Annotated in this window: 10 protein-coding genes and 1 pseudogene; 7 read left to right on the forward strand and 4 right to left on the reverse strand. The window is 60.7% G+C overall.

Annotation, left to right across the window (positions count from 1 at the left end):
- Positions 1-1,553: choline dehydrogenase (locus AC1DD7_RS23320; protein WP_477516772.1), on the reverse strand; the 1,553-nt coding region annotated here is incomplete at its 3' end.
- Between the two features lie 242 nt (positions 1,554-1,795).
- On the opposite strand from AC1DD7_RS23320, the gene AC1DD7_RS23325 reads away from it, so the two are divergent.
- The 7 genes and pseudogenes from AC1DD7_RS23325 to AC1DD7_RS23355 all read left to right on the forward strand — a co-directional run bounded on the left by AC1DD7_RS23325 (position 1,796) and on the right by AC1DD7_RS23355 (position 12,062).
- A complete protein-coding gene (locus tag AC1DD7_RS23325) occupies positions 1,796-3,112 on the forward strand; it encodes a flavin monoamine oxidase family protein (RefSeq protein WP_477516773.1) in 1,317 nt (438 codons plus the stop codon).
- Positions 3,109-3,531 carry a nuclear transport factor 2 family protein gene (locus AC1DD7_RS23330; protein WP_477516774.1) on the forward strand — a complete coding sequence of 141 codons (423 nt, stop codon included), beginning with the start codon at positions 3,109-3,111 and terminating at the stop codon, positions 3,529-3,531. Before AC1DD7_RS23325 ends, AC1DD7_RS23330 begins: the two co-directional genes overlap by 4 nt.
- Positions 3,532-3,598: 67 nt before the next feature.
- Positions 3,599-4,477, forward strand: a complete 879-nt coding sequence (locus AC1DD7_RS23335) for an NAD(P)-dependent oxidoreductase (protein ID WP_477516775.1) — start codon at positions 3,599-3,601, stop codon at positions 4,475-4,477.
- A 2,422-nt stretch (positions 4,478-6,899) separates the two neighbouring features.
- A pseudogene (locus AC1DD7_RS23340) lies at positions 6,900-9,056 on the forward strand (amylo-alpha-1,6-glucosidase).
- Between the two features lie 304 nt (positions 9,057-9,360).
- Positions 9,361-10,140, forward strand: a complete 780-nt coding sequence (locus AC1DD7_RS23345; RefSeq protein WP_477516776.1) for an electron transfer flavoprotein subunit beta/FixA family protein — start codon at positions 9,361-9,363, stop codon at positions 10,138-10,140.
- An 11-nt stretch (positions 10,141-10,151) separates the two neighbouring features.
- Positions 10,152-11,126, forward strand: a complete 975-nt coding sequence (locus tag AC1DD7_RS23350) for an electron transfer flavoprotein subunit alpha/FixB family protein (protein WP_477516777.1) — start codon at positions 10,152-10,154, stop codon at positions 11,124-11,126.
- Between the two features lie 3 nt (positions 11,127-11,129).
- Complete coding sequence (locus AC1DD7_RS23355; protein ID WP_477516778.1) at positions 11,130-12,062, forward strand: cytochrome b/b6 domain-containing protein; 933 nt, start codon at positions 11,130-11,132, stop codon at positions 12,060-12,062.
- 430 nt (positions 12,063-12,492) lie between these two features.
- Here AC1DD7_RS23355 and AC1DD7_RS23360 read toward each other — a convergent pair whose 3' ends face one another.
- The 3 genes from AC1DD7_RS23360 to AC1DD7_RS23370 are packed head-to-tail and all read right to left on the reverse strand — an operon-like array spanning position 12,493 to position 17,514.
- The gene (locus tag AC1DD7_RS23360; RefSeq protein WP_477516779.1) at positions 12,493-13,656 is read right to left on the reverse strand and encodes an acyl-CoA dehydrogenase family protein; all 1,164 of its coding nucleotides are present in this window, start codon (positions 13,654-13,656) and stop codon (positions 12,493-12,495) included.
- Complete coding sequence (locus AC1DD7_RS23365) at positions 13,649-15,898, reverse strand: acetyl/propionyl/methylcrotonyl-CoA carboxylase subunit alpha (RefSeq protein ID WP_477516780.1); 2,250 nt, start codon at positions 15,896-15,898, stop codon at positions 13,649-13,651. The genes AC1DD7_RS23360 and AC1DD7_RS23365 overlap by 8 nt, the downstream gene beginning before the upstream one ends.
- Positions 15,899-15,906: 8 nt before the next feature.
- Entirely contained in the window at positions 15,907-17,514 is a 1,608-nt protein-coding gene (locus tag AC1DD7_RS23370) for a carboxyl transferase domain-containing protein (protein WP_477516781.1), read from the reverse strand.
- Positions 17,515-17,547: the final 33 nt, after the last annotated feature.

The following is a 17,547-nucleotide window of genomic DNA, read 5'->3' on the forward strand; positions in this document are numbered from 1 at the left end:
TTCGGGATGGAAGGCATCACCGACGCATCGACGACTCGAAGGCCCTCAACGCCGTGCACCCGGAAGCTGTGGGGATCGACGACGGACTGGTCATCGTTGCCCATCTTGCAGGTCCCGCAGGGGTGATAGGTGGTCTCGGCGTCCTGGGAGACCCAGTCGAGGATCTCCTCGTCCGTCTGGACTTCCGGGCCGGGCGAGAGCTCACCGCCGTTGAATGCTGCGAAAGCGGGCTGATTCATGAGCGCCCGCGTAGTGCGAACACCGTCAATCCATTCCTGGCGATCACGCTCGGTAGACAGATAATTGAACGTCGCAACGGGTTGCTCGAACGGATCACTGTTCCGCAACTTGATGTGCCCCTTGGATTGTGGCTGCTGCGGACCGAGGTTGATCTGATACGCGTGAGGCGTCTCGGCAGGAGTGCCATCGTTCCGCACCCCGAGCGTGAGCATGGTCAGCATCAGATTCGGCATCGGGGCGTCATCGAACGAGCGGACGAAACCGCCGCCCTCGAAGTGATTCGACGCACCCGGCCCGGTCCTATTGAACAACCACTTCAGCCCAGTCATCGGGTAAGTGTACTTTTTGACGATGCTCTGGTTGGAGACCGGCTGCTTACACTCAAACATGATGAACGCTTCAAGGTGATCCTGCAGGTTCTCACCGACGCCCGGCAGATCGGCGACAACATCGATGCCGTGCTCCCTCAGCTCAGCGGCGTTACCGACACCCGAAAGCTGCAGCAGCTGCGGCGAGTTATATGCGCCGCCGCTCAAAATAACTTCAGCGCCTCTCGCGATGCTCCGCTTCCGAAACCGGGTGGCAAACTCGACGCCGACCGCGCGAGTCCCCTCAAAGACCACCCGCGTTGCCCGCGCACCGGTGATGACGTCGAGGTTCTTCCGCTTCTTCACCGGGGCAAAATACGTGCGCGCGGCGTTGTAGCGTTCGCCGTTCTCAATGTTTGAGTCGAACGAGGAGAAGCCCTCTTGGCGGTAGCCGTTGACGTTGTTGACGAGTTCGTAGCCCGATTGCTCGGCCGCTTCAAAGAGCGCACCAAACAACGGGTTCCGCGAACCCTTGTGATGATGCTGATTAACCGGAATAGGTCCAGACCGACCTCGGTACTCACCCGTTGGATCCGATCCCTTGAACGACTCAATCCGCTTAAAGTACGGAAGAACGTGAGCGTAGTCCCATTCCTCGGCCCCGGTCTCCCGGGCCCAGCGCTCGTAGACGAGCGGATTGGCGCGCTGATAAAACATCCCATTAATCGAACTGCTTCCCCCCATGACCCTGCCGTGATAATGGTCAATTCGACGACCCTTAAGCCCAGTCTCAGGCTCSGACTTGGTACGCCAGTCATAGAAAGGGTGGCCCATGAGGAAGAGGAAAGCCGCAGGCACCCGCACCGGCACATCAAACAAGGAATACCTATGACCAGCCTCAAGAACCAACACCCGATTTTGCGGATCCTCGCTCAAACGGTTCGCGAGGACACAACCTGCCGAACCTCCCCCAACAATGATGTAGTCATAAGCGTCAAGCTTCACTGTTTTGTCCTCACTTGGTAAATGGCATTCTCGAGCGGCGTCATCCGACGCAAAGCCATGGCCTTACGATTATCTTTCCCCAGATGCCAACGGGATGGGCTAGGGAAGATTACGAAGTGCAGCATGGCAACTTGTGAGCCATGACATATGTCTACCCGCAATTCGCGGCCGGCCCCGCCGACAGTGGCTGGGGAAGCCCGCGCTCTATGGGGGCCTAGAGGCAAAAATGCTAGGAGGAATGCATGATGGCGAGAACGCAAGACGTCGTGGTCGTTGGCGCCGGCTTCAGCGGTATCGTGGCGGCCCGGGACCTTGCCGAGCGCGGTCATTCAGTCGTGATACTGGAAGGCGGCACCAGGGTTGGCGGTCGGACTTACGCGCGAACTTTTAAGGGACAGGAGCACTTAACGGTCGAGCTCGGGGGCAGTTGGATCAGTCGCGCTCTCCAACCCAACATTCGTCGAGAAATCGCTCGATACGGCGTCCAGGTCAAGACCGATGTCCCAGCAGAGAATGCAGCGTTCATCACGGATGGCATCCGCCGCCCGTTTCCGGTGCCAATGTCAGAATTGCCCGATCTTGAGCGCGCATTCATGCGCTTGCGGGACGCGTCCAGGCGCATCGCTCCCAGCCAGCCGCTCAGCCAACAGCCCCTGAATGACCTCGACATCTCAGTCGAGGCGTTCATCCACGGGATGGACCTCGGTCCTGCAACGACTGATCTGTTCTATGCGCTCATTGCGTGGTACTCCGGCGCGGACCCACGTGCCGTTTCGGTGTTCGGCGCCATTGCACAGACCGCTGGATTCGGTCACAGCCCCGTGGGGTTCTACACCGGCCTCAGTGAGCGCTTCGTTGGCGGCGCAGGCGTGCTCTTAGAGAAAATGATCGACACCAGTGGCCTTGAGGTACGGCTTGACCATCTTGTCACGCAGGTGCATCAGAACGACCACGGCGTCACTGTCCGGACACAAAGCGGAGAGGTGATCCACGCCAAGGCTTGCGTGATGGCGATTCCGACTAACGTCCTTCGCCAGGTGGAGTTCTCACCGCAGCTCGGTCCGCGCAAAGTGGAACTTCTTGCCGAGGATCACCTCGGCCGCGCGTACAAAGGCTCCTTCCTAGTGAGAAACATTCCTCGCCGGTCATTCACGCTCGGATCGGGCAGGCTCCATTCCCTCATTCTCGGCTATGAGTGCGAGGACGGCTCCTGCGTCATGGTTGCCTTCGGCGACGACAAATCGCTTTCGGACCCGCTCTCGCGCGAGGAGGCAGAGGTGGCGGTTCGAGAGTACTTCCCCGACGCCGAGGTCCTCGCCGTTGATGCTCACGACTGGTGCGCCGACCCACTTTTCCGCGGCGGCTACCGCGTCGACCCACCGGGACAAGCCCTGGAGTTCGTACGCGTCATGAATACGCCGGACGGACGTGTTGTATTCGCGGGTACCGATCTCGACGATTCCGTGTGGCGCAACTGGATCGACGGCGCCATCAACAGTGGGCGGGCAGCCGCCGACAAGATAAGTGAAACCCTGTCTCATATGAGGAGTACCAGTTGAACGACACGAATCTCCAGCTGTTCAAGACTCAAATGGCTGCATACGGCCAGATGGACATCGACATGTTGATGACTTCCTTTGATGATAAAGCCGTACTTCAAGACATGAGCGAGCCGGATTCGCTGTGGGTTGGGAGCTCTGAGATCCGGAGGTTCCTGACCGAGTATTTCGCTCACCTAGCGGAAGTCCAGGTCACGATCGCTTCTGTTGCGACGAGCAGTAACCGGGTCTTTGCCGAGCTAGAGGTGAACGCTAAGTATTCGCCCGATGCTGGATCCCCTTCGGATATCCACGACGTCGTGATGCGCTATTGCGTCGTCGAGACGTTCAGTCAGGGCAGGATCGTCCATGAGCGCTTCTACTGGGATCGCAGCGAATTCGAATCCCAGCTCTCGTCAGCTCCTAAGCTGGTCAGCTGACGGGCCTAAACCCGCATCCGCGATTCTCCTAACGACACGCAAGACCACAAGAAATCGAGGTAACCCGATGGCCGACGTAGCTGTGCTGGGGATGGGCAACATGGGGGCTGCAGTCGCCCGGGCGTTACTCGCCGACGGTCGAAGTGTCCTGGTGTGGAACCGAACCGCGACGAGGTGCGAGCCTTTGGCGAACGAGGGCGCGGAAGTGGCGCCTACCCCGACGAGTGCCATCTTGGGTGCTCCTGTGGTCATCGCCTCAGTCTTGGACTATCGCGCTCTGAAGAACGCTATGGCTGATCAGCTCGACCTAACGGAGCGCACTGTGATCAACCTCACCTGGGGAACGACAGATGAGGCTCGCGAACTTGCCGAGTTGGTGTCGACGCGGGGCGGTCGCTACGTAGAAGGTGGCGTGCTGTGCCGACCCGAAGCCATCGGGCACCCCGAGGGGGACATACTGTATTCAGGTCCAACAGGGTCTATCGAGGAAGTTCGCTCCCTCCTAGCGTCGCTTGGCCCAATTCACTACGTGGGTTCAGACCTCGCGCAAGCCAACGCTTTAGCTCTGGCTCTCGGATCGATTTTTTACGCCAGTGTCTTGTCGTTCCTTGAGGCGGTGGCCTACGCTGATCGGTTAGGTATTTCAGCCGACGTCATGGCTCCTCTGGTACGAATTCCGCTCGGCCTTGCCGGTTCGACGATAGATGCGTCCGTTGACCAGATCGAACGGCAGGACTTTATCGGATCCGAAGCGTCAAACGCGGTGCACTCTGCGGCGCTGGCCTCAGTGGCGCAGGCTTTCACAGCTGCCGACATCGAGCACCGCCTTACTGATGCGGTGAGCTCCTATTTCGACTCAGCGGCCCAGCTGGGACTCAGCCACCTCGAAGTCGGCGCGCTCCTGCGCATCATGTCCCGGACCGCCGCTGAGTTTAATGCGCCCTGAATCCTGTCCGTATTGCTAAGGGGGGTATCGCTAGCGTTAGGTGGCCTCAGGCCCCTTGGGACTATCGGATGAAGAGCGGGAAGCCCTGTCCTAGTCAGCGCGAACGGGCAACACGGCCCCACACTCTGGCGACGCGCTCCTGGATATGCTGGCGCCGAAGGTGTCCTAGCGACTTCGGCCGCCGCACACATCCCGGACCATGTCGGCAGTCTGACGAATGGAAGCCGTTAAGGGGCGGGAAGCAGGGGGAAGCCAAAAGGGAATTCTCATTCGGTTAGCAACGAAAGGGATTCGATTCGCTGCTGCAGCGGGTGCATGTCTACGGTCGTGGCGGCGTCTCCGCATCTCCCCCCATTTTGCGGAGCAGCTACGGGACCCCACGCTTGAGTCTCCCGCAGACTCGCGTCGGGTTCGTCCTTACTTCTCGGTCCGGTTCTGTCGAAGTTCCCAGCCCCAGGCACGAGGGCAGCCAAATGTGGTAGGGCTTCCTGGACGGAGCTGGCTTCAACTTTAATTGTCTGCTGCTCACTGAGCATAGGCGCCTCTCCCCTAGCTCAGGCTGACGGAAGGGTGCTTCTCGGCCTTTGGCCTAGTTGCTTGAGGGTTTAGAGGGGGCAGGGACGCCTCCACCCTCAAGAGGCGAGGCGACTTGAACGATTGCGCAACAAGCCTGCTGCGCAATCGCGACTCACGCGCTCAATTGCAGCGACATTCCTCTGGCCCCGCAAACGCCGACTGCGAGGCTTCCCCCTGCCTTCCAACGCTGCCCCACTGCCTGATGGTCCAGCAGTCCAGACCAACTCCCGATATATATACGGGGCCGCCGAGCCTCAGGAGGATCAGGCGGGAAGGGAAAAGCCGTGGCGATCGTGAAGACAGTCTCGCTACGATCAGGCCAAGAACGTACCTAACCGCCCAGAGCCTGGGACTGCGTCACATATATGCATATGCACCACAGACTATGGCACATGTGGCCCGGCACTAGAGGCTCAGCCAATGGCCCGTCGAAACGGAATGCACCTATATCGGCAGTTGTTTGGTTTGCTGCTCCTGTCCATAGGCCGCGTTAATAGCGGACAGGCTCCTGCATCGACACTAGTTAGATGCCCTGACGCCAACGACCGTGCCGCCGCTCCTTTCACACCTCTGGATAAATGAGTGCGCCCACAATAACCCAGGCAACACTGTGCATCGCGTCGACTGAGCGCTCATGTCCGAACGGCACAGGAGTCGGGCCTCGTCTAAAACCACGTTGACGCGCATGAAAGCCGTGCCTTTTTAAACGCGTCATGTCGCTATGGCCACTCACATGAATGAGTAGATGAAGACGAAAGGAGGGATGAGCCAATGGCCGCAAGCAGTCACAGTAAAGAAGATTTAAGTGTGGACTTTGTCCACACCCACTTTGGCCTGACAAAGTACCGACCGGCCCGGCCTTCTCACGCCAGGAACGAGCCTAAACCAAGAACTTTGACGAAGGATCGCGAAGTCATGCTGTGCTCAGCCGCCGTACCCATGAAGATGTGTAGGCCAACCACGACCGACCAGACGCACCAAGAGAGGAACACATAACCCCAGTTCAAAGCATGCGGAGGGCCAACCCGCCAGGACCCTGAGCCCGCTCCCCACAACCAAACAGGCGACCCGCGGCGCCAGGCACACCCCGCGGCCAGTGTCAGAGGGACGTGACGACCAGAATGTACACACATTAAAGCAAAAACCCCCTCTGACGAGGGGATATGCCGTGCCCGAGGTGGGACTCGAACGGGATTCCGGGCCTTGCAAACACTGGGAAGTGGCGGGAACATGCGAAAACCGGGCCAGTCCGGCGGCTGTACGAGGCAGTCCGAATCGAAAAGTGTGGACAGTGTCCACACTTCTTTTTTGCTCGGTCGGCCACCGAAAGAGAAGATCCAGCTCATCCCTGCAGTCGTATCCAGCACCTGAAAATCGGAGCCGACTGTTCTGCAGATTGCCTGCTCCTTGGCACCCTTTCCGACCCTGTCGAACAACCCAAAACCGACTGCACTCCGCCCCCCGGAACAAAGAAATATCCAACTCAATGGCTGCACCTCCTTCATTAAGAGCATGGCGGAAACTATATCGAGCATCATGACAAGACGTTTGGGCCGGTCCGACGGCAGATGTCCATTATCGGCAGTCGGCTACGTACCTGACAAAAGTGCTGCCTTCGGAAATCCGCGCTTCAGAGTGCGCGGATCCAAATGAGATCGTAGACCAGGGCGGAGCTCGGCGCAGGCCCACGTTGACATCGGGCCGTCCAAGCGGCACTGGCGCCCCTTAACGAGCAAGAGTAGCGTCCATAGCAGAAATGGCGCCTCGGAAGCTACGCAATTTTGCAGGGCAGCAATATTTCCCGCGCGCCCGTGCTCACTAGAGTCAGTCTCATAAAGGGGACGGGATGGCTGGATGGAATGCTGACACGGCTGCTGGTCCCCTTGGGGCCGGAACGGTCACTTTGGTGGAAGGATCCTCTTTCTGCATTTCTGACCCGAACGGGGATATCCGCCCCGAACATCCGCACGGCGTCTTTTTTCAGGACACTCGCATCCTCTCCCACTGGATCATGACCATCGATGGCCAGCCCATTGAACCACTGGCCGCGGAGACGAAGGAACCGTATCGGGCCCTGTTTGCCGGCCGGGTGACTCGTTTGGACGGCCACAGGGACAGTCCGCTGATCGTCGAGCGCCTGCGCGAAGTGGGCGCAGGCATTCAAGAGCAGTTCACTCATCGCAATTTCTCGAACGAGCCTGCCGAATGTGTGGTCTCCCTGAAAGTCGAAGCTGACTTCGCCGACCTTTTCGAAGTCAAGGAGGCCCGAATTCAGCGGCGTTGGGACCAAACGCGCCACGTAAACGGCGACACCCTGACCATCAGGGCTGCCTGGCAGGACGTTCGGAAGGGCATCCTCATCCAGGCCCCGGGAGCCGACGTCACACCGGAGGGCCTAGGCTATCGAGTCACGGTTGCCCCGCATAGCCAGTGGAGTTCCGTCATCACTGCGGTGCCGAGCATGGAGGCGACAAGTCCGCCGCCGTCGTTCGTTCATCTTGATGCAGACGGCATGTCCGCAATGACCGCCGCCGACAGGAGTGGGTGGCGAAAATTCCCTTGGTCCGCATGGGAAACCGCTCGATTGAACGGACGCTGCGACGGAGCTATGACGACCTCGATGCCCTTCGCATCGAAGATCCAAACCATCCGGACCGTATAGTGGTGGCGGCAGGGGCGCCCTGGTTCATGACCCTGTTCGGCCGGGACTCCCTGCTGGCCTCGCACATGGCCGCGCCCGTGGATCCCTCCCTGGCCTTGGGTACACTTCAGACGCTGGCCGATCGCCAGGGTACGGTAGTGGATGCGGTGAGCGAGGAGGAACCGGGCAATATCCTGCATGAAGTAAGGCTCGATGTCTCCAGTGGGCTTTCGCTGGGCGGCAAGTCCGTCTATTACGGAAGCGTCGACGCCACCCCCCTTTTCGTTTGCGTCTTGGGCACAGTCAGCCGGTGGGGTTTCGCCAAGGAAACCATCGCCGCCCTGCTCCCGCACGCGGACCGGGCAATGAACTGGATCCGCGACTACGGGGACAAGGACGGCGACGGGTTCGTCGAGTACAACCGCCTCAACCCCCGGGGGCTCATCAATCAGGGCTGGAAAGACTCCTGGGACGGCGTCAACTTCGCCGACGGCACACTGGCCGAGCCGCCAATCGCGCTCTGCGAAGTACAGGCCTACGTTTACCAGGCGCACATGTCCCGCGCATGGAAGGCGTACGACGACGGCGACATGGCCGTGGGTGACGAACTCGCCGACCGCGGGGCAAAGTTCAAGAAACGGTTCAACGAGCAGTTCCGGATGCCTGACCGCGGCTACTACGCCATCGCCCTGGATGGAAAGAAGCGGCAGGTCGACGCGTGCGCCTCCAACATGGGCCACTGCCTATAGGTCGGCCTCGTGGACGAGGACAAGGCACCCTTAGTGGCCGAACGACTGATGTCCCCCGAGATGTTCAGCGGCTGGGGTGTGCGCACGCTCGCCAGCAACATGGGTGCCTATAACCCGGCCAGCTACCACAATGGCTCGGTCTGGCCCCATGACAACGCAATCATCGCTCAAGGACTCATACGCTACGGCTTTGTGGCCGAGGCGCAACGGATCTCTACCGCCCCTGCTGGAGGCAGCTGAATTCTCCGATGGCCGATTGCCGGAATTGTTCTGTGGTTTCGGCCGTGAGCAATTCAAGGCACCGGTCCCCTACCCAACGGCATGCTCACCGCAAGCCTGGGCGGCCGCAGCGCCGATCCTGCTCATAACGAGCCTGATGCAGTATGACGCACACGTTTCCCTCGGCGGCGTATGGATGGATCCCGCGCTGCCCAAGTCCTACGGCGACCTCCACATCCGCAATGCACCCATGGCAGGCGGCCGAATCACCATCGACGTGACGAAAAACAAACCGTCAATCCGAGGACTGCCCGAAGGAGTAGTGTTTCACCGCGGGCACCGTCCCTCAATGACGGAGCTCGTGGAACAAGTGGGCCGCATTGGTAGGACTTAATCCGGTGCCCCGTCGGTCCGATCCGTGTCGGCAGCACAACCCAAGGGCTGCTGAGGAACTGGCTTTCAGGTGTCTTGATCTTGCCCGCTCAGAACCCGAACTTGATTCCGGATAGCTGACGCCGAGCTGACACGATGCACAACCAAGCCATCACCAAACCTTCAATTCCGTGCACGGTGACTGGCTGAGTTCCGCGCTCTTGCCTGTTGGAAAGCGGGTTACTAGCGTGGCGGGCAACCAAGGCCCGCCAGCCGCATCACGACGTGCCTGCCGAGACAGGCCCAGTTCCACAAGGAGTTGCTCAATGAAGATCATCGTTCTGATTAAGCAGGTGCCAGACACGTCCGTGGAGAGGCACCTTGATTCTGCAACCGGCCTTCTTGACAGAAGTTCAGCTGAAGGCGTGATCGACGAAGTCAACGAGCGCGGCCTGGAAGTGGCTCTTCAGTACAAGGATTCCCACAAAGGAACTGAAGTGGTGGCCTTGTCCATGGGGCCTCAGGGCGCCAGTCAAGCCCTTCGAAAGGCCTTGTCCATGGGAGCTGACTCCGCCATTCATGTCCTGGATGATGATCTTGCGGGCGCGGATGCCGTATGGACATCGAAAGCGCTTTCGGCCGCTCTGAAAACAACTGCATTTGATCTCGTCCTCGCCGGAAACGAGTCGACCGATGGGCGCTCTGGATCGGTTCCAGCCATGGTGGCTGAACGCCTTTCACTTCCCCTTCTCGGTTCGATCAGCGCCGTGAACATTCACGGCACCTCGGTCAGAGGTCAGCGTGAGGTTGAATCAGGCACCCTCAGTGTTCGTGCTTCCTTGCCGGCAGTTACCACTGTGACTGAGCGTTCACCGGAGGCGCGCTTTCCCAACTTCAAAGGCATATTGACGGCGAAGCGAAAACCCGTGAAGACCTTGTCCCTGGCGGACCTGAACCTCGATCCCTCCGAACGTTTGGCCGCAGCACGCTCAGTGGTCGTTTCCGTTGCAGCACGCCCGGCCCGTCAAGCAGGAAAGAAGATCATCGACAGTGGTACCGCCGGTGTTGAGCTTGCTGAATACCTTGCCGCCGGCCGACTGCTCTAAAGAGGACAAAAATGTCAAATGTACTAGTGCTCGTTGAGCTTTCCACCGCCGGGAAGATCTCGCAAAGTGCCAGCGAATTGCTCGGCCTGGCTTCCACACTGGGCACCCCTGTTGCGGTTCTGGCCACACCCCGTGAGGCAACCGAGATAGTGGCGGAGCTGGGCTACCTCGGAGCGCAGCACATATTCGTTGGCCAAACCGAACCGGAACCGACGCTGCTCCTGACACCCCAAGTTGAAGCTGCCTGGCATGCTGTTCAACAGTTCGGACCCTCCGCTGTGCTGGCCTCAAGCTCAGTTGACGGTCGCGAAGTAGCGGCACGGCTGGCCGCACGCACCGAAGGCGCTCTCCTTGCCAACGCTGTCGCGGTTCGACTCGATGGTGAACGCATCCTGACCACCCATTCAGTCTTCGGGGGCGTATATTCGGTGGAATCCACTGCTGAAAGGGGTTTGCCCATCATCACAGTGCAGCGCGGGGCCCTGGAAGGCAGGGCACCTGAAGTGGCTCCGCACGTGACTGTGCATCACCTGACCCTCGGTGTGGAAAGGTCCGCTGTCATCGAAGGAACCACACCCGTCCTCGCCTCGTCCCGTCCCGATCTGCGCACGGCTGAGAAGGTTGTGTCCGGCGGTCGGGGCATGGGTTCCAAGAAAAACTTCGCCTTGGTTGAAGAGCTCGCCGACGTGCTCGACGCGGCGGTGGGCGCCTCTCGTGCCGCCGTGGACGCCGGCTACGTTGCTCAAAGCTCCCAAGTCGGGCAGACCGGAGTGAATGTAACCCCGCAACTTTACGTCGCCCTCGGAATTTCTGGAGCTATTCAACACAGGGCGGGGATGCAGGGGGCAAAAACAATCGTGGCCATCAACTCCGACAAGGACGCACCAATTTTCGACGTGGCTGATTTTGGAATCGTTGGGGACGTTTTCAACGTAGTACCGCAGCTGATCGACGCCATCCGGTCTCGGTCACAGGGGAGCATCTAGGCCATGGCACCCTCAGCGAAAAGTCTTCAAACGACGAAGACAAAATGGACACGACTGGTCTTGACCGCGGCATCGGCCCTGCTGCTGCTCCTTGCCGCCGTCCTGGCAACGAAATGGTTCACGGCCCTTGACAGCACCGCTTCGTTCCTCCAAGAATTCCCCGGGCACACGCGCCCTCCGGAAGGATCGCAGACCGGCTTTCCCGCCTGGCTAGGTTGGCAGCATTTTCTCAATATGTTTTTTCTGGTGCTGATCATCAGGAGCGGCTGGCAAATTCGGACTGACACCCGCCCACAGGGGAATTGGACTCGGAACAACAAAGGCTTTATTCGAACCAAAAGGGCGCCAACCAAAATCAGTCTCAACCTGTGGCTTCACATGAGCCTGGATGTATTTTGGATTCTGAACGGGCTCATCTTCATTGTCCTGTTGTTCTCGACAGGGCGTTGGCAGCGAATCGTTCCCACGACTTGGGATATCGTTCCCAACGCACTGTCAGCGGGGCTGCAGTACCTTGCTCTGGATTGGCCGACGGAGGACGGCTGGGTGAGCTACAACGCGCTGCAGTTACTGGCCTACTTCGTCACCGTCTTCATCGCGGCACCCTTGGCTTTTCTCACCGGGCTGCGGATGTCCCCACTGTGGCCAAAACAACTCAGCAACCTCAATCGGATGTACCCCATTGAAGCCGCCCGGGCACTCCACTTTCCGGTGATGATCTACTTCGTAGGGTTCGTCGTCGTTCATGTGGCCCTGGTACTCGCCACAGGCGCCTTGCGGAATCTTAACCACATGTATGCATCAAGCAACGAGGACAACTGGACCGGATTCTGGATCTTCGGTGCCTCACTGCTCGTTATGGTCGCCGCCTGGTTCCTGACCAAACCGCTGTTTCTGCGCCCCGTGGCCTCACTGACAGGCTCGGTCACCCGCTAGGAGCGCCCATTGGACAGCCCCGACGGCGGTAGAGCCGTCGGAGTTGCCTTCTCCAGCAACAATGCTGGGCTCCCCGCTTTTCCGTAACTGGGAGAAGCGAAGCGCCGGCGTGGTCCGTCCCAGAAAGGCAGGGCCCTCGTCACTCGACGAGGGCCCTGCTTACTTCACGATCTTTGGACTGATGAGTGTTGCCTGCGCATGCTTGAGGGATCGGCCCGTCAACTATCTTTCCGTTGAAGCCGAAGACGCCATTACCCGCCGCCACCCTGAGCGGCTTCGATGCGGCCAAGACTTCCTCTGGAGTGGGTGCGTAGGCGTCACATACGACACTTACCTGGTTTGGGTGGATACATGCCTTTGACCCGAAGCCGGAGGCGACAGCGTCAGCGATGGGTTTTTATCTTTCATCCATGAGTGTGGCTACTCTCAGCTACAAGCCGAGTTCGCGGGCGATCAGCATCAGCTGGACTTCCGTGGTGCCTTCCCCCACTTCAAGGATCTTGGAGTCGCGGTAGTGGCGTGCCACGGTGAATTCGTTGATGAAGCCATAGCCGCCGAATACCTGGGTGGCGTCCCGCGCGTTGTCCATGGCTGCCTCGCCTGCGACCATCTTGGCGATGGCCGCCTCCGTCTTGAACGGCTTACCGGCCAGCATCCTGGCGGCCGCGTCGTAGTACGCCAGCCGGGCGGTGTGGGCCCTGGCCTGCATCCGGGCGATCTTGAAAGAGATGGCCTGGTACTTGCCGATATGGTGCCCAAAGGCGCTGCGTTCCTTGGCATATTTGACCGACAGGTCAACGCAGCCCTGCGCCGCCCCCGTGGCCAGCGCAGCGATCGCGATTCGGCCCTCGTCCAGGATGGATAGGAAGTTCGCGTAGCCGCGGCCCTCCTCACCGAGGAGGTTCTCCTCCGGGACGCGGACATCCTTCAGGGTCAGCGGGTGGGTGTCCGAGGCGTTCCAGCCCACCTTGTTGTACGCCTTCTCGGCTTTGAATCCCGGCGTGTCCGTGGGCACCAGGATGGTGGAGATCTCCTTCTTGACGCTCCCGTCCTTGCGCTCCTTCTGGCCCGTCACCGCCGTGACGGTCACCAGCCGGGTGATGTCCGTCCCGGAATTGGTGATGAACTCCTTGTTCCCGTTAATCACCCAGTTCCCCGGCTCACGCCGTGCGTGGGTCTTGGTGCCGCCCGCGTCGGACCCGGCTTCCGGTTCCGTCAGCCCGAAGCCGGCGAGGGCCTGCCCCGAGGCCAGCAGTGGTAGCCATTCCTCCTTCTGGGCGTCAGTACCGAAGCGGTAGACCGGCATGGCGCCAAGGGAGACCCCGGCCTCCAGGGTGATGGCCACCGACTGGTCCACCCGGGCCAACTGCTCCAACGCCAGTGCCAGCGCAAAGTAATCCCCACCCATTCCGCCGAACTCCTCCGGGAACGGCAACCCGAAGAGGCCCATCTCGGCCATCTGGGACACCACTTCGTAGGGGAAGCTGTGTTCCTCATCGTGCTTGGCGGCGGCCGGGGCAACGACCTCGTCCGCGAACTCTCGGACTGTCTTGCTGAGTTCCTGGTACTCCTCGCTGAGGTCAAAATCAGCCATGGTGTTGCTCCATTTCATTATTGGAATCTGTTCTTTGTGTCTGGTTCGCTGGCAGATGCGATGGTTGGTCCTCGGCCGGAACGGAATCGTGGGGATGAATTGTTGCCACCACTTCCTCGGCTTTTACGAGGTCACCGGTGCGGATCGTGAGGTGGACGGTGCCAGCCAGCGGTGCCAGGAGTTGGTGCTCCATCTTCATGGCTTCGACGGCCAGCAGCAGCTGGCCTTCGGCGACGATTGCTCCGTTGCTGACAGCTACCGAAACCACAGTTCCGGGCATGGGCGCGCGGACCTGCGGATCTGCTCTGCCTTCGTCCCTCTCAATGGCGGCAAGCACGTATGCGAGCCGAGATTCCCGGCTGAGGATCTCCAAACGGCATCCCCACCCCCCGTTACCAAGGAACATTTCGCCAGGAAGCGCTGAGCTTGTTTCCCAGGAGCGGGCCCTGCCCGATGAGGTACTTTGGGGCTCGCCGGGACCGGATCCGGGAACCATCGCGTAGATGGAGGCGTCGCCATCCAGGGTGAGCTGAAGCCTGGCATCTGCCAGTGCCGCCAACGAGGCCGTCCGTTCGGGGCCATCGTTGACGCGCACCAGGACCGAAGCCGACGGCCGGATACCGGTTATCTGTACGGATGCTAATTCGCCGGAGGGTGTCTTCATGGTCACCCGCCATGGCGCCTGTCTGCCCAGCCTCCAGCCGTCAGTTTTGCCCCACGCACTGTTCCTGTCCCGTTCCGATCCGGAAACTGCTTGGGTGAAAGCCCAGATGTAGACGGCAGCGGCCGCCAACTCAGCGTCGTCGACGTGCCTGAAGGTGAAACCGGGCATTTTCCGTTCGATCAGACCTGTGTCGAGGCGCCCTGCGTAGACGTCGTGGTCATTCATCAGCAGTCTCAGGTATTCGACGTTGGTGTCTACGCCCAGCAAGGTGTAATCCGCTAAGGCCTCATTCAAGGTTTGGATCGCCGCTTTGCGGTCCTCGCCCCAGGCGATGACCTTTGACACCATGGGATCGTAGTTGGAGGAAATTTCGAGTCCTTGCAGCAGCGCAGAGTCCACGCGGACGCGTTTGCCTGCCTCTCCAGTAGGTTTTTCGTCAAGCAGCAGGACCGTACCGGTGGCGGGAAGGAAGTTCTTTTCGGGGGTTTCGGCGTAGACGCGTGCTTCGACAGCGTGGCCGGTTAGTTCGACGTCGGCCTGGGCCACGGTGAGTACCTCACCGGCGGCGATCCGGACCTGCCATTCGACGAGGTCGACGCCGGTGACCATTTCGGTGACGGGGTGTTCGACCTGGAGGCGGGTGTTCATTTCCATAAAGAAGAACTCGTCGGGGGCGTCGTCGGAGACGAGGAATTCCACGGTTCCCGCGCCGCTGTAGTGGACGCTGCGGGCTGCCTGGCACGCGGCTTCGCCGATCCGTTCCCGCACCGCGTCGCCGTCGGGAAGGGATTCCAGTAGCGGAGAGGGTGCCTCCTCGATGACCTTTTGGTGCCGGCGCTGCAGGGAACACTCACGCTCGCCCAGATGGATGACGTTGCCGTGGTTGTCCGCAAGGACCTGGACCTCGATGTGCCGCGGCGTGCGGATCAGCCGCTCTAGGAACAGCGTGTCGTCCCCGAACGCGCTGGAGGCGACCCGCCGTGCGGTGACCAGGGTGGCTGCCAGGTCCAAGGGACGTTCCACGATGTGCATCCCTTTCCCTCCGCCGCCGGCGGAGGGTTTGATCAGGAGCGGGAACCCGACGGCGTCCGCGGCCTCGACCAGTTCGGCGTCGGTCATGCCCGGCTCGGCGATGCCCGGCACGACGGGGACTCCGTAGCCGGCCACGTGGTTTTTGGAACGGATCTTGTCACCCATAACGTTCAGGGACTCCACCCCCGGGCCAATGAAAGTGATTCCCGCGGCTTCGAGGGCACGCGCGAAGCCGACGTTCTCACTCAGGAACCCGTAGCCGGGGTGGACAGCCTGGGCGCCGGTCTCCAGGCACGCCCGGATGATCGCCTCGATCTTCAGGTAGCTCTCTGCCGCCGCGGCGGGACCGATCCGGATGGCCGCGTCGGCTTCGCGTACGTGCCGGGCATCGGCGTCGGCATCGCTGTACACGGCGACCGACCGGATGCCCAGGGCACGCAGGGTCCGGATCACCCGGCAGGCGATCTCGCCCCGGTTCGCTACCAGTACGGTACCGAACAGTGCCGGCTTCACGGTCGGCTGAGTCAGTTGGGGTGCTTCAGTCATTGCTGGGCTCACATCCTGAAGAGGCCGAAGGAGGTTTCCGGCAGCGGGGTGCGGGAGACGACGTCGAGCGCCAGCCCCAGCACGGTACGGGTATCTGCCGGGTCAATCACACCGTCGTCCCAGAGGCGGGCGGTGGAGTAGTACGGGCTGCCCTGGTCCTCGTACTGCTGCCGGATCGGGGCCTTAAACGCTTCCTCGTCCGCGGCGGACCATTCCTCGCCTGCGGCTTCGTACTGGTCCCGCTTGACAGTGGCCAGCACACTGGAGGCCTGGTTGCCGCCCATGACCGAAATCCGGCTGGCAGGCCACATCCAGAGGAAGCGCGGTGAGTAGGCCCGGCCGCACATGGAGTAGTTTCCTGCACCAAAGGACCCGCCAATGACCACGGTCAGCTTCGGCACCCGCGCCGTCGCGACCGCCGTGACCATCTTTGCGCCGTTCTTGGCGATCCCGCCCTGCTCCGAATCCCGCCCCACCATAAAACCGGAGATGTTCTGCAAAAAGACCAACGGGATCCCGCGCTGGTCACACAGCTCAATGAAATGCGCGCCCTTCAACGAAGACTCACTGAAAAGCACCCCGTTATTGGCCACAATCCCCACCGGATGTCCGTGCAGTCTCGCAAAGCCCGTCACCAGGGTTGTCCCGTACTCCTTCTTGAACTCGTGGAACCTGCTGCCATCTACCAGCCGGGCAATCACCTCACGCACGTCATACTGCGCGTTTACATCCGTAGGGACGGCCCCGTACAGCCCGGCGGGATCGGCCACGGGTTCGACGGCGGTTTCCACATCCCAGGCGGGGGCCTCCGGCCCGGGCAGGGTGGCCACAATGTCGCGGATGATCTGCAGGGCGTGCTCATCGTTTTCGGCCAAGTGGTCCGTGACGCCGGAAATCCTCGAGTGGACTTCGCCGCCACCGAGTTCCTCCGCGGTGACTACTTCGCCGATCGCAGCCTTCACCAGCGGCGGACCGCCCAGGAAGATGGTTCCCTGGTTCCGGACGATCACCGTCTCATCACTCATCGCCGGGACGTAGGCGCCGCCGGCGGTGCACGAGCCCATCACGGACGCGATCTGAGGGACCTTCGCTGCCGACAACCGCGCCTGGTTAAAGAAGATCCGCCCGAAATGCTCTTTATCCGGAAAGACCTCATCCTGCTTCGGCAAAAACGCCCCGCCCGAGTCCACCAGGTAGATGCAGGGCAACCGGTTCTCCAGGGCGATCTCTTGGGCGCGAAGGTGCTTCTTGATCGTCATGGGATAGTAGGTGCCGCCCTTGACCGTGGCGTCATTGGAGATCACCAGCACATGCCGGCCATGGATCAGGCCGATGCCGGCAATCACTCCCGCACCCGGACAATCACCGCCATACATACCGTTGGCTGCCAGCGCAGCGATCTCCAGGAACGGACTGCCCTCATCCAGCAACTGGTCGATCCGCTCACGCGGCAACAGCTTGCCCCGGCCTACGTGGCGTTCACGCGACTTCTCCGGTCCACCCAACGCCGTTTGGGCCAGACGTTTTTGAAGCTCTCCTGCCAGCACCCGTTGGGCGATGTTGTTGGCTTCAAAGACCTTGCTGGTAGTGTCCACCAGGCTCTTTATCGTGTGCATAGGCTTTCCATTTCAACGTGCATGGGTGTTCCT

This window comes from Paenarthrobacter sp. 10L412, assembly GCF_056395565.1.